Annotated in this window: 10 protein-coding genes and 2 tRNA genes; 2 read left to right on the top strand and 10 right to left on the bottom strand. The window is 61.2% G+C overall.

The features are described from left to right. Window positions 1–75 precede the first annotated feature (75 nt). Complete coding sequence (gene typA, locus R3217_02295; GenBank protein MDX1454263.1) at window positions 76–1,908, bottom strand: translational GTPase TypA; 1,833 nt, start codon at window positions 1,906–1,908, stop codon at window positions 76–78. Window positions 1,909–2,192: 284 nt separating this feature from the next. Between typA and R3217_02290 the strand changes: the two genes are divergently transcribed. Then, window positions 2,193–3,428: a GGDEF domain-containing protein gene (locus R3217_02290; protein ID MDX1454262.1), complete on the top strand. Its 1,236-nt coding sequence runs from the start codon at window positions 2,193–2,195 to the stop codon at window positions 3,426–3,428. 13 nt (window positions 3,429–3,441) lie between these two features. On the opposite strand, the gene R3217_02285 is transcribed toward R3217_02290, so the two are convergent. From R3217_02285 to R3217_02260, 6 genes are all read right to left on the bottom strand, one after another. Then, complete coding sequence (locus tag R3217_02285; GenBank protein ID MDX1454261.1) at window positions 3,442–3,834, bottom strand: host attachment protein; 393 nt, start codon at window positions 3,832–3,834, stop codon at window positions 3,442–3,444. Then, window positions 3,831–4,373 (bottom strand): hypothetical protein, encoded by a 543-nt coding sequence (locus R3217_02280; protein MDX1454260.1) that lies wholly within the window; start codon window positions 4,371–4,373, stop codon window positions 3,831–3,833. Before R3217_02280 ends, R3217_02285 begins: the two co-directional genes overlap by 4 nt. 15 nt (window positions 4,374–4,388) lie before the next feature. Then, entirely contained in the window at window positions 4,389–6,077 is a 1,689-nt protein-coding gene (locus R3217_02275; protein MDX1454259.1) for a hypothetical protein, read from the bottom strand. A 114-nt stretch (window positions 6,078–6,191) separates the two neighbouring features. Continuing rightward, window positions 6,192–7,190: a universal stress protein gene (locus R3217_02270; GenBank protein MDX1454258.1), complete on the bottom strand. Its 999-nt coding sequence runs from the start codon at window positions 7,188–7,190 to the stop codon at window positions 6,192–6,194. An 84-nt stretch (window positions 7,191–7,274) separates the two neighbouring features. Beyond that, a complete protein-coding gene (locus R3217_02265; GenBank protein ID MDX1454257.1) occupies window positions 7,275–7,877 on the bottom strand; it encodes a DNA-3-methyladenine glycosylase 2 family protein in 603 nt (200 codons plus the stop codon). A 37-nt stretch (window positions 7,878–7,914) separates the two neighbouring features. Further along, window positions 7,915–9,150, bottom strand: coding sequence for an HD-GYP domain-containing protein (locus R3217_02260; protein ID MDX1454256.1), 1,236 nt, complete (start codon window positions 9,148–9,150; stop codon window positions 7,915–7,917). 282 nt (window positions 9,151–9,432) lie between these two features. On the opposite strand from R3217_02260, the gene R3217_02255 reads away from it, so the two are divergent. Beyond that, window positions 9,433–12,282: an EAL domain-containing protein gene (locus R3217_02255; protein ID MDX1454255.1), complete on the top strand. Its 2,850-nt coding sequence runs from the start codon at window positions 9,433–9,435 to the stop codon at window positions 12,280–12,282. A gap of 71 nt (window positions 12,283–12,353) precedes the next feature. Here R3217_02255 and R3217_02250 read toward each other — a convergent pair. The 3 genes from R3217_02250 to R3217_02240 all read right to left on the bottom strand — a co-directional run. Continuing rightward, a tRNA-Glu gene (locus R3217_02250) sits at window positions 12,354–12,429 on the bottom strand. A gap of 46 nt (window positions 12,430–12,475) precedes the next feature. Then, window positions 12,476–12,551: transfer RNA gene (locus R3217_02245), tRNA-Ala, on the bottom strand. Between the two features lie 105 nt (window positions 12,552–12,656). Next, on the bottom strand, window positions 12,657–14,771 hold a 2,115-nt coding region (locus R3217_02240), incomplete at its 5' end, for a vitamin B12 dependent-methionine synthase activation domain-containing protein (GenBank protein MDX1454254.1).

Here is a 14,771-nt window from a genome sequence, read left to right as displayed (position 1 = left end):
AAGACCAGTTTCCCATGAAACCAGAATGCACGCGCATTTCAAGCGACGGGCTCACATATCCATGGGCATGTTGCCTCAACTGGCCTTGCGGGACGCCGATTTGCGCTCGTGTTCCTTGAGATGGCGCTTGCGCAGGCGCAGGGATTCCGGCGTGACTTCCATCAGCTCGTCATCGTTGATGAAGGCCAGCGCCTGCTCCAGCGAGAAGCGTTCCGGCGGCGTCAGCAGGATGGCATCGTCCTTGCCCGAGGCGCGGACGTTAGTCAGCTGCTTGGCTTTCTGCACGTTCACGGTGAGGTCGTTGTCGCGCGAATGAATGCCGACGATCTGGCCTTCGTAAATCTCGTCACCCGGGTCGACCATCATGCGACCGCGTTCCTGCAGGTTGAACAGCGCGAAACCGACTGCCTTGCCCGTGCCGTTCGCGATCATCACGCCGTTGTGGCGCGCCTGGACGGAGTCGACCTTGACCACGTCGTAACGATCGAAGACGTGATGCAGCAGGCCGGTGCCGGAGGTCATGGTCTTGAAGATGGTCTGGAAACCGATAAGGCCACGCGACGGCACCATGTAATCGATGCGCACGCGACCCTTGCCGTCCGGATTCATGTCGGTCAGGTCGGCACCACGTTCACCCAGGGCTTCCATCAGGGCGCCCTGGTGACGTTCTTCGATATCGACAGTCACGGACTCGACCGGCTCCTGCTCGACGCCGTCGATCATCTTGGTGATGACACGCGGACGCGACACCGCCAGCTCGTATCCTTCACGACGCATGTTTTCCATCAGGATGGAAAGATGCAGCTCGCCACGACCGGACACCAGGAACTTGTCCGGGTCATCCATCTGCTCGACACGCAAGGCCACGTTCGACAGCAACTCGCGATCGAAACGCTCCTTCAGCTGGCGCGAGGTCACGAACTTGCCTTCGCGACCGGCGAACGGCGACGTATTGGTTTCGAACACCATGGAAATCGTCGGCTCGTCGACGGTCAACGGCGGCAATGCCTCGGGAGCCGAGGGCGCGCAGAGGGTGTCGGAAATCAGCGGTCGCTCGATACCGGTCACGGCGACGATGTCGCCCGCACCCGCTGACTCGACTTCGATGCGATCAAGGCCGAGGAAACCGAAAATCTGCAAGATGCGCGCATTGCGGGTCTTGCCATCACGATCCACGACGGTGATCTGGGTATTGGTCTTGATGCTGCCGCGCTTGATGCGGCCGATGCCGATCGCACCCACGAAACTGGAGTAATCAAGCTGCGAAACCTGCATCTGGAACGGGCCTTCGCTGTCGACGGCCGGCGGCGGGCAGTGATCGACAATGGCATTGAACAGCGACGTCATGTCGCCTTCACGCACATCGTCGGTGTCGCCGGCATAACCACCCAGCGCCGAGGCATAGATGACGGGGAAATCCAGCTGGTCGTCGGTCGCGCCGAGGCGATCGAACAGGTCGAAGGTCTGGTTCAACACCCAGTCCGGACGGGCGCCGTCACGGTCGATCTTGTTGATCACCACAATCGGCTTCAAGCCATGCGCGAAGGCCTTCTGGGTCACGAAGCGGGTCTGTGGCATGGGGCCGTCCACGGCGTCCACCAGCAGCAGCACCGCATCCGCCATGGACAGCACGCGCTCGACTTCGCCACCAAAGTCGGCGTGTCCCGGGGTGTCGATGATGTTGAAGCGGAATTCCTCGCCATCCTCGCGCGTCCACTTGATGGCCGTGTTCTTCGCCAGGATGGTGATGCCACGCTCGCGCTCGATGTCGTTGGAATCCATCACCCGGTCCTGCAGCTCGGCACGGGCGTCCAGGGTGCCGGACTGCGACAGCAGGCGATCGACAAGCGTGGTCTTGCCATGATCGACGTGGGCGATGATGGCGATGTTGCGAAGATGGCTGATCATTACGTTCTCACATGGCGAAAAAATAGCCGGCACGCCGGCAGAGGCGGCGCATTATACGGGCTGAAGGGCTCACTTGGAACGGAAATTCCGTCTTCCGGAACAGCCTTGGGGCGGCAGGCATGCTATCTTGCGCCGGGGAAACTGGGGAAAATGGTCCGAACACCATATCTGGTGGCGCAAGGGCCGTATTTCGGCTTGATCATCAAGATGTGACGTACTGGGGATTTCCGATGAGCCAGTCAGGCTATAAAGAGCGTCGAATCCAAGACCGGAGCCTGCTAGACATGTTCCTGAACCTGCTGACGTCGCTGGCCCTGCACCTGCTGCTCCCGGGCCTGCTGATCGCTGCGGCGTGGATACTGACTGGCGGCGTGCAGGAGCTCGCCGCGCTGGAAATCGGCCTTTTGCGCTGGCTGCCGATCCTGGTTGGCAGCATCGGCGCCTTCCTGGCCCTGCGCTTTTCGCGGCTGCGCATCGGCGCTGCGCTGTTGAATTTCCTCGCTGCCTACGCCCTGCTGGTGTGGCTGCTGCCAATCCTGCCGGGCGACCAGGCCACGGCCACGGCGGCACTGGCCGCCGTTTTCCTGGCGACCAACCACCTGGCCTGTGCGCTGCTGCCGGAAAGCCTGCCTGTCATGAAGAGCACGGGCATGCTGTCACTGGCCCTGCTGGTCGAGGGCTTGCTGCTCGGCGCCATGCTGTGGATCGGTGGCGACACGCTGGCGGGCTCGCTGACCAGCGATTTCCTGTTTTTCATCGATGCCAACGAGTTCGGCAGCGCCGATCTCGGCTTCCTGGCCTGCTTTACCGTCCTCGGCCTGAGCTTCGCGCGACTTTACCAGCGCATGAATCCCCAGCTGGCCGCCATGTTTGCGTTGGCATTCTGCCTGTTCATGATATTTGCACGGCCCACGGACCTGAGCGAGGTCATTCCTTTTGCCACGGCTGGCCTGCTGATCCTCACCATCGCCGCATTCCAGGAAACCTGGAACATCGCTTATCTCGACCCGCTGACCGAGCTGCCCGCACGCCGCGCCCTGGACGAAGCCCTGGCGCGACTGGACGGCCAGTACGCGATTGCCATGATGGATGTGGACCACTTCAAGTCCTTCAACGACACGCATGGTCATGATGTCGGTGACCAGGTGTTGCGCATGGTCGCCAGTCGCTTGCGGGAAGTCAGCGAAGGCGGCAAGGCATTCCGCTACGGCGGGGAGGAATTCACGCTGCTGTTTCCCGGCAAGACGGCCAAGGAGGCAAAGCCGGAGGTCGATCGGCTGCGCGAACTGATTGGCAGCGATACCTTCGAAATTCGTCGCCAGGAGCGACGCGAAGCAGGCAGTACGGGTGCAGCGCGGCGCCCCGCCCCGGTCATCAACATCACCATCAGCGGCGGGCTGGCCGAGCACAAGCACAAGCAGCAGACGGCCGAGGACATCATCAAGGCCGCTGACGAAGCCCTGTACGCAGCAAAGAAGGCGGGTCGGGACTGCGTGAAGATCAGCCGCAAGCGCGGCTGAGAAGAGCGTCGGCCTACCAGCGCTTGGCCAGCTCCTTGCGCAATCGTGTCAGGGAATTGATCGGCAGCTCGTCTACCGTGCTGGCGATGATCAGCTTGCGGGTATTGGCATCCAGTGCCGAACGCAGGGATTTCTGCAGGGTCTCGGGCATCACGAGAATCAATTCCTCGTAATCGCCGCGCTTGCGTGCCGCCTTGAGTTCCGCCGTCAGCCGCGAGAGCAGGCAAGTTCCCTCCGGCTCTGCCGAAGGATCCTTGGGTGCCCGGGATTCGCGCCCTGCTTCGGGCGCATCCACCGCATGCTTGTCCGCCAGGTCCTGGATGTCCTGCCAGGCGCCCGCACCGATCACGCGCGCGAAGATTCGCGCCCGTGACGAGTTGGCAATGACGGCCCAGCGGGTCTTCATTTGCGGGTCAGTGTCTCTTCTGCCTGAACCTCGACCACCTTGCTGTCATCAAGGGTCGACTTGTCGATCACCTGCAAGGCTTCCGCGCCCAGGCCGTCCCGCAAGGTCACGGTGCGGGAGAAGGATTTGCCGCCGGCACTTGCCGTGACAACCACCTGGTAGTCGGGCAGTTCCTCGCTGCTGATTCCTTCAAGGACGATACCGCGCATGTCCATCGGCTTGAGCTGGCCTGTATTGAACGACTGCTCGAGTTCCTCGCCGTTGTGGCTGATGACCACGCGCATGTCTTCGACCGGAATTTCCGACGTCACCATGACCCGGTAGCTTTCCGTACCGGCGATGCTGCCCTCCGGTACCACGCTCACCTGGATGGGCGGCTGCGGCTTGCCCGGGCTGGCGGCCTGCGCTGCACTGCTATCCGCCGACGGGCCGGGAGCGCCAGCCTGGTTGCAGGCGACGAGCGCAAAGCCGCAGAGCAGCGTTCCGATGATGCGCATGCTGCGATAGCTCATGATATTGGTCTGTAATGTCTTGTTCATGGTTTGCATCCGCAATTACTGGGTGATGGCCGACACGGCAAAACAGAACTTGCCGCCGTCCGCTGAATTGTTGGTATTGAGATCCGAATAGACCTCGAGCACGTAGGGCGAGGCCGAGCCGTCCAGGTCGGCCGTGATGGAATGCACCTCTGCCGTGCCGCTGCTGCCCATGACCGCCTCGCCATTTTCGAACAGGATGATCCTTGGTCCACCCGAGCCCTGGGCGAGGAACTTGATGGTCGCCGCCGTCGACTGTTCGACCAGCACGTAACGTCGCGCGCCAAGACGATTGTATTCGTAGGAATCCGACGTGCGGTACTTGTTGGTGGAGCACACCTGGGTATCACCACCATCGACCACGACCGTCTGGTAGACAGGCAGGATCAGGTCTGGATCACCATTGTCGAAATCATTGTCCTCGCCCGTGCCGATTTCGTCCTGCACCGGTTCGATGTCGAAGGCCGAGGTGATGGCATCGATGGCCGCCACTTCGCCGGGATTCGCATCCTTCAAGGCATCGATGAACGTGAAAATGGACGTCAGGTAGAGCGTGTTTTTCTGCGCCCCGGTCAGCACCGAGTGCAGTGGCCCGAATCCCAGCGACACGGTATCGCCATCGGCAGCATCGGAATTGCTGTCATACAGGTCGTAGATGATCCGCTGCACGGCGGATTCCGAGAACCAGCCGAGGTATGGCGCCGTCACGGGGAAGGCCGAATCCGTGCCATTCTCGATGCCGACCGTGAAGCCGCTACCGGAATTGGTGTCCTTGTAGATAGGGTCGTCCAGCGCGATGCCTGACCAGGCATTGCCCCAGCCCTCGCCGAAGGCCAGGCGCGCATCCAGCAGGCTGCCACCGCTGTGGCGCCCCCCGATGCTGTTGGAACGGGAAAAGTTGTCTTCGTAGTAATGGCCCCACTCGTGAACCATGACGTGTTCGTCGTATTCATCGGTATCCGCGGCCGTGCCCAGCACGTAAATGCCGCCGTTGCCGTCGTAGTAAGAGGTGGAGATGCAGCCAATCGACACGTTGCCCGAGCAGGAACTGTTCTGTGCCGACCAGAACACGTCAAGGTTGGCGAACGTCACCACGGGATCGACGGCTGTCACCTTCTCCATCGCCTCCAGCATGGTATCGAGGATGGCGAAGGGTCCGGCAGCGCGGTCACCCGTGTAGGACGCACCACCCCAGCCGGAATCGGCATGCAGGTCCAGCCCGACGCTGCCGGTTTCGGAATCGAATTCACTGCTGACCAGTGAATAGATGGCGTTGCCACTGGTGTTGTCACGAATCCGCACGCGCCACACCGGCGCCGAACTGCGATCCAGGCGGGCCAGGACGCGCACCTCGACATCGACGTTCTCCGGCACATCGAGGCTGTAGCTGCCATCATCGCCAGTGCTGGTCGATGCATAGGTCACGCTGCCATCCGGGCAGCGGGCCTCGACGGTCGCCTGGCGAATCGGCAAGGCCACGGTGGCGTCATGATCGAGGTAGGCACCGCCAGTACCGTCGGCAATATCCGGCACGCGGTCATAGGTGGCCGTACCCGATATGGTGACCGTACCGCTGCCAGAGCAGGTCTTCGCCGTCGTGTCGGCAGTGTCGGCGGAGCCGCCACCACCACCGCCGCCGCCACCACACGCGGTAAGCAGCAGGACAAGGGTCAATGGAAGCCAGGCATTGCGGACTGAGAAGGTCATAGTGGTAACTGTGTTGGTGGCTGGAATCGGGTCAAAACATTACCGTGAATGAAAACCGGGTGCCACCGATGGCACCCGGTTTTCAATATTTACCCTTTTTTCGGCGGTCGCCGGTCAGAGCGATTTGCGACGAAAATCCCTCCAGGGCTCTGGCAGGCTTTCATCATCGCGCAACTCCGCCAGCTCGACCTTGAGGTCGTCGATGAACCCCTGCGGCTTGACCACCAGCACGTCGCATTCAGCCGCGCCAATGACCTGCTCCGCCGTCGCCCCCATCAGGATACGCTTCAAGCCACTGCGACCGACCGTACCAAGCACCAGGAGGTCGGCCGTCATTTCCCTGGCCAGCGCCGGCAAGGCCGTGGCCGGCTGGCCCTCGACCAGCCTGCTCTGGCTGGCTGGAATGCCATGCTTGTCGCAGAACTCCCGGAGGACCTGCTCGTGCTCCTTGCGGGTCTCCTCGGCCAGCCCCTGGTCGGCAAAGACCGACTCGGCCCCTACCGGTGCCGCCGCGGGAATGAACTCGAACGCATGGGCGACATGCACCTCGGCGTCGGACTGGTAGGCCATTGTCAGGCTGGCCTCGAGAATGACGTCATTCAACTCGGCCGGCTTGCCATGCAGGTCATAGGGATCAATGGCCGCGAGTATCTTTTGCGGCGCGGTGCTGCTGTGTGAACTGACCAGCATCAGGGGCACCGGGCAAAGTCGCATCAGGTGCCAGTCGGCGTGGCTGAATACGCCCTGCAGGCCACTCGTTTCATCCGTGTCCTTGATGACGAGGTCGGGCGATTGCTGCAAGGCATGATGGGCGATTTCCTCGTAGACGGGCTTGTGCCAGATCGCCGTACCGCTGGCCTCCAGCCCCTCGGTCCTGAGTTTCTGGACCTCGCCGTCCAGCCACTGCTGGCGCACTTCAAGGTATCCACGAATGGCATCCTGCATGGTCGCAGGATCGAGAAAACGGGCCCGGAACAGGGCCGGATTGTAGTCAGCCAGCAACAGGTGCAGGGCTGCCCCGGACCTGTTGGCCAGCTCCACGCCGCGGACCAGGGCGGTGCTCTCCCGCATGGCCGGATTCACCACAACCATGATCTTCTGGTACTGCCCCATGACGCTCTCCTTCCGCTTTGCGGTAATCAGCCTGATGAAGCCAGTATTTTCCCCTTCCCCGCCAGCCGCATTGACCTAGGTCAGTCAATTCCGCTTTGCAGCCGGGAGCTCGGCGATGCGCCACAAGTACCAGCTGGCAATGGTCCGCCACGGCCGCCAGAGCTCGCCGCGGGCCAGCAGCTCGTCGGGCGAGTTGCTCCCAAAGGCGCGTTCGAAACCGTTCAGCAGGCCAAGGTCGTTGCGCGGCAGCACGTCAGGCCTGCCGAGGTTGAACATCAGCAACATTTCCGCCGTCCAGCGGCCCACGCCATGCACCTGGGTCAGGCAGTCAATGACCTCTTCGTCGGACCAGCGAGCGAGGGTCGCACGACGGGGAATCTTCCTGTCGATCACGTGCTCGGCCAGGCTGGCAATGGCACGCTGCTTGTTGCGTGACAGGCCGGCCTGTCGCAGCTCGGCCTCGTCGAGTGCCAGGAAATGCCTGGCTTGCGGCTGCCGGCCCGGCGGAAACAGTGCGAGTACGCGGGCATGAATCGCCGCAGCCGCTCGACCCGCGAGTTGCTGGTAGACAATCGCCCTGAGCAGGGCTGCAAACGGTTGCTGCGGCGGACGGAGCTCCAGGCGACATGGACCGACCCGGGCCATCCAGCCTGCCAGCTCGGCGTCGGCGCGTTTCAGGTCACGCACGGCCCGCCGTGTATCGGGGAAAGGAGCGGTCACGGCCTCAGGCGATGCGCATCTCTTCCGAAGCGACAGCGCTGAGATCGATGCCGTAGTCGTCCGGGTTCACGGTGCGCGAAATGCTCCAGGCCTTGTCACCCCGTTGCTGCGCGAGCTGGGCCAGGTTGACCAGCTTGCGCGGCCGGACATCACGGCCATTTTCATCCCGGATCAAGAGGACCAGCGGTTTCAGCTTGGCCTCGGCATTGGACGACATCACCATGCCCAGCGCGCCCGTATTGAGCACCACCAGGCTGCCAATCGGATAGATGCCCACGCACTTGATGAACTCCTCCATCAAGGCACGGCCGTACTGCGACTCCGAGCGCTTGTGCATGCGCGTCAGAACATCCTGCGGCGGCAACGCCTTGCTGTAGGTACGGTTGCTGGTCATGGCGTCATAGGTGTCGCAAATGGCGACGATGCGCACCGCTTCGGAAATCTCCTCCGCCTTCAGGCCATCCGGGTAGCCGCTGCCATCCAGTCGCTCGTGATGGTGGAGGATGATGTCGAGTGACATCTCCGGCAGGCTCTTGGTGACTTTCAGCACCCCGTGACCCGCACGCGGGTGTTTCTTCATCATCTCGAATTCTTCCTGGCTGAGCTTGCCCGGCTTGTCGAGAATTTCCTTGGGAATGCGCGCCACGCCAACGTCATGCATCAGGGCGCCAAGCCCGAGCTCCTGCAACTTGTCGTGGGAATAACCCAGGTGCTTGCCAAATGCGACGGCCAGGATGGACACGTTCAGGCAGTGGTTGGCTGTTTCCTCGTGGCGGGTCCTGAGGCTGGTCAGCCACAGGGCGGTGTTCGGGCTGTAGGTGATCTCGCTGACCAGCTCGCCGACCACGGCCTTCGCATCCTCGGTGTCGATACTCTTGCCAAGGCGCGCGTCGTCGAAAAACCGGATGACGCTGCTGCGACTCCTGTTGACCGTCTCCGCCGTCTTTTCGATGCTGTTCTTGAAGGAGGTCGCCGCGCCGCCGTTTTCATTCATCCCGGGTGGAGGCGCTTTCTTCTCGGTCTTGGTCAGGCTTTCGAACAGCCGCTGCAACTCCTCGGTGTCCCTCGACTTCTGGTCATCGATGAAGACGTAGTTGCAGGTCTCTTTCAGGGTATTCAGGTCCTCATCGGATTCGATCACGAATCCCTGGAACAGGAACGGGCTCTCCAGCCATGGTCGATCCAGTTCGGCGACAAACATTCCCTGTGTAACTTCCTCAACATCCAGCTTGATGCGCATTGCCGGCAACCCCTCCAGTGCGTTGATCGAGCCCCTTCCCGGCCGTTCCACGACCGGCCCCGGCCCCTACTTTGCCATAAGTCTGATTGCTGAGAACACCATTGATATCACTCAGGGAAAAACAGGAATCTAACAAAATAATTTGCTGTTAAATCCCATTTTTGACGCTAGTATCAAGGGATGCAAGGAAGATAGTTCGGTTGATTGTCTTTCCGCACGGGGGCCTGCACCGGGGCTGCCCAACCTGGCGATGCCAAGGGGCATCCAGAAGAGTGGATAACGATGACTGGCTTGAAACTGGATACACAGGAAGTACTGCAGGCGCTCGATGCATTCTCCGAAGGTGTCTTGATGACCGATGCCGGTACCGGCAAGGGTGATCAGCAGATCATCTACGTGAACAAGTCCTTTTGCTCCATGACCGGTTACACCGAGCGTGAAGTGCTCGGGCGGAACCCCAGGTTTCTCCAGGGCCCGGAGACCTCCGAGCTCGAGCGCGCCAAGATCCGGCGGGCTCTCAAGGAAGGCAAGCCCACCCACGCCGTCCTGACCAACTACCACAAGTCCGGCCAGCCCTATGATGTGGAACTCAATATCGTTCCGCTGCGCGACAAGCAAGGCAACATTGATCGCTACCTGTCCATCCAGCTGGACGTTTCGGACTACACGGCGCTCGAGACCAAGGACCGGGTCAATGAAGAGCTTTATCACCAGACGCTTGAAGGAGCCCTGGACGGTACCTATATCCTGGCACCCATTACCGATGATGAGGGTACGATCACCGACTTCCGATTTGTCTACATCAACCAGGCAGGCTACAACCTGCTCAGTCTTGGCAAGGAAGAACTGATCGGGAAGGGCCTGTGCGAAACGATCCCCATGAACCGCACCGAAGGCCATTTCGAGATGTACAAGAAGGTCTTCGAAACCGGCGAACCCAGCCAGCTCGAGTTCCAGGCCGACAATGCCCCGCAGATCAAGGGACAATGGATTTCCAACCAGTGCGTACGCATTCCCGGCGGCATTGCCATCCATGCGCTCGACATCACCGAGCGCAAGCATGATGAACTGCGACTGATGGCAAAGGAGCAATCGCTGCGCAGCTTCCTGTGGAACATGCCGGGTCCGGCCTGGATGGTTGCGGAAGACGGCGAGATCATTGACGGCAATCCGGCATTCCAGTCCCTGCTGAAACTTGAGAAGGTCGGTGGCACGTTCGTCACCGACATCATGCCCGCCGACGAAGCGCAGGTTTACCTGCTCAACAATCGCAAGGTCATTGAAAGCGGCGAAGTCCTGCATACTATCGAGCCCGGGCCGGATGTCGATGGCAAGGGCACGTCGCTGGCTTACCAGGTGGTGAAATTTCCTCTCGGCGAAATCAATGGCAAACGTGCTTGCGGCGGTTTTGGCTTCACGCTCAATGACTCCTCCGCGCTTGTCAATATGGACGAACTGTTCACCGAGATCATTGCCACATCGGACAGCTCCATCATCATCATGACGCCGGATGGCGCCATTTCGGAGTGGAACCAGGCAGCCGAGAACCTGACCGGTTTCAGCGCCCGGGACGTCAAGGGCCGTTACCTGCAGGAATTCATGGTCCCGGAATCGAAGTTGCCGGAATTTCGCCTGACCATGGAACATGCCAGGCAAGGCATCGGCACCGAGGGACTGCGCACCCTGCGCAAGACCAGGTGGGGCAACACCATTCCCATGGAAATCAGTTATCGACCGCTTCGCACGGCCGATGGCACGACGGTTGCCGTGGTCAGTGTCGCCAGGGACCTGAGCAGCCACGCCAGACACGAGTCCTCGCTGAATGAACTGGCATTGCAGGATCCCCTGACCGGGCTGCCGAACCGCGCTGCGCTGCTCGAGCACCTTGCCGCGGGCGCGAGCGAAGAGGAAGGTGCCATCCACGTGCTGGCGATATACAGCATCGAGCAGCTTTTCGAAATTCGCGACATTTTCGGCCAGGAAGAATACAACTCGGCCGTCATCCAGACCGCCAACCACATTCGCCCTTACACGACGGGCAGGACGTTCATCGCCCGGATTTCCGAGGACGAATTCGCCATCTCGTTCACGGTCGGAAACAGGGAAGATGCCAACAGGAAAATCGCAAAATACCAGGCGATCATGAAAGAGCCCTTCCAGAGCTCGTTCAGCAAGACAGGTTTCGACGTGCATTGCGGTTCGATCTGCTACATGGCCGGCAAGAGCAATGCAGACGAGCTGTTGAACCGCGCACACATTGCCAATATCGAGGCTCGTCGCCTGCACAGCGAGAATCATGTCGAGTACGACATCGTCATGTCGGCCGAACTGGAACGGCGCCTCTACCTGGAGCAGAAACTGCGACATGCGCTGGAGCGCGAGGAATTTCACCTGGTCATCCAGCCGGTACTGAGAGCCGATGGTTCCTTGTACGGTGGCGAGTGCCTGTTGCGCTGGACCATGGCAGACAACGAAGTCATTTCGCCCGCCGAATTCGTGCCAGTGCTTGAGAAGACCGGCGGCATCGTGGAAATCGGTTATTTCGTCATCAGTGAAGCACTACGGCATGCCGACGCTGTCCGAAAGGAACTGGGTTTCCTGCCAACCATGGCGCTGAACATTTCCGCCGAGCAGCTGCGCGACAACAATTTCGTGACTCGGGTAAAACAATTGCTGCACGACGCCGGCATTCCCGCGGAGGCGCTGGAATTCGAAATCACCGAGACCATGCTGATGGAAAACCGTCAGCACGCCACCCAGGTGATGCAGGACCTCGCGGATGTTGGCATCAGCTGGGCCATCGACGATTTCGGCACCGGCTATTCCAGCCTCGGCTACCTGAAGACCCTCCCGGCCGACAAGCTGAAGATCGACCGCAGCTTCGTGATGCAACTGGCCGAATCGGACAGCGATCGCTCGCTGCTGCAGGTCATCACTGATCTCGCCCGACGCTTTGACATGCGAACCGTGGCCGAAGGTGTGGAAGAAGCGGAGCAGTTCGAAATTCTCAAGGCAGAAGGCGTGGAGCTCTACCAGGGCTACCATTTCGCGCGACCCATGCCCTTTGACGAGTTCATCGAGTTTTCGCGCAAGCTGGGCGGCCACTTTGTCGCCCGCGGCAGCAAGAGCTAGCAATACCGGCCGGCACCGGACACGAAAAAGCCCGCTCGATGAGCGGGCTTTTTCGTGCCTTGCGGCAATATTGGCGTCCCCTAGGGGATTCGAACCCCTGTCGCCGCCGTGAAAGGGCGGTGTCCTAGGCCTCTAGACGAAGGGGACGTTGAAAACGTCCGGATCCAGCAACGCCACGCTGAATCCTTTATCTTGGTGGAGCTAGGCGGGATCGAACCGCCGACCTCCTGCATGCCATGCAGGCGCTCTCCCAGCTGAGCTATAGCCCCTTGCGAGGAGCGCGAAATTCTGAGGGAACACCCGGGGGCTGTCAAGACCCGAAGCCGCCTGTCGGCCAGTGTTCGCGGGTTTTTTGCGCAGATTGGCAAAAAAAATCAGCTGGCCAGCAGGGAATCGGGGGGCTGGGCGTCGCCTGTTGCTGCCGAATCCGCTTCGACCAGGCTGGGAGCAAGCCAGCGACGAGCCTCCTCCAGGCTCATGCCCTTGCGGCGCGCGTAGTCCGCCAGCTGGTCCGAAGCGATCACACCGAGGCCGAAATAGCGTGACTCCGGGTGGCTGAAGTAAAAGCCACTCACTGACGCTGCCGGCGACATGGCATAGGACTCTGTCAGCGTCATGCCGATCGCCGACTCGACCGCCAGCCACTCCCACAGCACGCCCTTTTCCGTATGCTCGGGGCACGCCGGGTAGCCCGGTGCAGGCCGAATGCCGCGGTATTCCTCGCGAATCAGCGCCGCATTGTCGAGGGCCTCGTTGCCAGCGTAAGCCCACAGCTCCCGCCGGACCTTCGCATGCAGCCATTCCGCGCCGGCCTCGGCCAGGCGATCTGCCAGGGCCTGCACCAGGATCGCCTCGTAATCGTTGTTCTCGGCCTTGAAGCGAGCAGCCAGGGCCTCCGCCTCGGGGCCGGCAGTGACCGCAAAGCCGCCCAGCCAATCCGGTTTGCCGGCCTCTTGCGGAGCAATGAAATCCGCCAGGCTGAGGTTCGGCTTGCCGGACGGTCTTTGCGTCTGCTGGCGCAGGAAGCGGAAGACCCGTTCCCCATGCCCGTCCTGCACCACCACGTCATCAGCGCCCTGCCGGCGGGCCGGATACAGGCCGACGACCGCTCTCGGCCTGAACAGCTTCTCTCGCTCGATCCGGTCGAGCATGGCGTTGGCGTCGCTGAATAGCTGGCGCGCCGCCTCGCCCTTCTCAGGGTCGTCCAGGATGCGTGGATAGGAGGCCTTCATCTCCCAGGTGTGGAAGAAAGGGGTCCAGTCGATGTAGCTGCGCAGCTCCGCCACGGCAATGTCGTCAAGCACGTGCCGCCCCGGTTGCGCGGGTTCGGGTGGCTGGTACCGGTCCCAGTCCAGCACCAGGGCATTCGCCCTCGCCTGCTCCAGCGAGAGCAGCGGCTTAGAGGATTTGCGAGTCGCATGTCTCCGACGGGTGGCCGCATGCTCGTCGTCCAGGCGGCCCGCCTGCTCAGGGTCACCCAGCAAGGCGGCGACGGCCTGCACCGAACGCGAGGCATCCTTTACCCACTGCACGGGACCGCCGTAGGCCGGATCGATCTTCACGGCAGTATGACTGGGCGAAGTGGTCGCACCGCCGATCATCAAGGGCAACTGCAGGCCACGGCGCTCCATCTCCGTCGCGACATTCACCATCTCATCCAGCGAAGGTGTGATCAGGCCACTCAAGCCGATGATGTCGACCTTCTCTTCGATGGCAGTGTCGAGGATCTTCTGCATTGGCACCATCACGCCAAGGTTGATGACTTCGTAGTTGTTGCACTGGAGGACCACATCGACAATGTTCTTGCCGATGTCATGCACGTCACCTTTGACGGTGGCCAGCAGGATTTTCCCCTTGGCGTGGGTGTCGCCGGATTTCTTCTTTTCCGCTTCGATGTAAGGAATCAGCCAGGCTACCGCTTTCTTCATCACGCGCGCGGACTTCACCACCTGCGGCAGGAACATCTTGCCGGAACCGAACAGGTCACCAACCACGTTCATGCCATCCATCAAGGGGCCCTCGATGACTTCGATAGGCTTGTTCGCTTCCTGTCGTGCCGCTTCCACGTCCTCTTCGATGAATTCGGTAATGCCATGGACCAGCGCATGCTCGAGGCGCTTGGCCAGCGGCGCATCGCGCCAGGCCAGTGCATCGCCGCCATCGCGCTGCTGTGCCGTGAACTGGTCCGCCACTTCCAGCAAGCGCTCGGTCGCATCCGGTCGACGATTCAGGATCACATCCTCGACCCGCTCGCGCAGCGACGGCTCGATGTCTTCGTAGACTGCCAGCTGGCCTGCATTGACGATGGCCATGCTGAGGCCGTTCTGGATGGCATGGTAGAGAAACACCGAATGCATGGCTTCGCGCACGGCGTCGTTGCCGCGGAACGAGAACGAGACATTGGACAGCCCGCCACTGGTCAGGACATGCGGACAGTCGCGGTGAATGTCGGCAACGGCATCGATGTAATCACGCGCATAATTGTCGTG

The sequence above is a fragment of the Gammaproteobacteria bacterium genome, assembly GCA_033720895.1.
GTDB lineage: Bacteria > Pseudomonadota > Gammaproteobacteria > Natronospirales > JAJUFS01 > JAWWBS01.
Note: the sequence above shows the minus strand (reverse complement) of the source record. Positions and strands in the feature narration are given on the sequence as shown.

Bases quoted from the DNA above. Each gene is read 5' to 3' on its own strand.
- typA (MDX1454263.1), bottom strand. From the start codon at position 1,908: ATGATCAGCCATCTTCGCAACATCGCCATCATCGCCCACGTCGATCAT.
- R3217_02290 (MDX1454262.1), top strand. From the start codon at position 2,193: ATGTTCCTGAACCTGCTGACGTCGCTGGCCCTGCACCTGCTGCTCCCG.
- R3217_02285 (MDX1454261.1), bottom strand. From the start codon at position 3,834: ATGAAGACCCGCTGGGCCGTCATTGCCAACTCGTCACGGGCGCGAATC.
- R3217_02280 (MDX1454260.1), bottom strand. From the start codon at position 4,373: ATGAACAAGACATTACAGACCAATATCATGAGCTATCGCAGCATGCGC.
- R3217_02275 (MDX1454259.1), bottom strand. From the start codon at position 6,077: ATGACCTTCTCAGTCCGCAATGCCTGGCTTCCATTGACCCTTGTCCTG.
- R3217_02270 (MDX1454258.1), bottom strand. From the start codon at position 7,190: ATGGGGCAGTACCAGAAGATCATGGTTGTGGTGAATCCGGCCATGCGG.
- R3217_02260 (MDX1454256.1), bottom strand. From the start codon at position 9,150: ATGCGCATCAAGCTGGATGTTGAGGAAGTTACACAGGGAATGTTTGTC.
- R3217_02255 (MDX1454255.1), top strand. From the start codon at position 9,433: ATGACTGGCTTGAAACTGGATACACAGGAAGTACTGCAGGCGCTCGAT.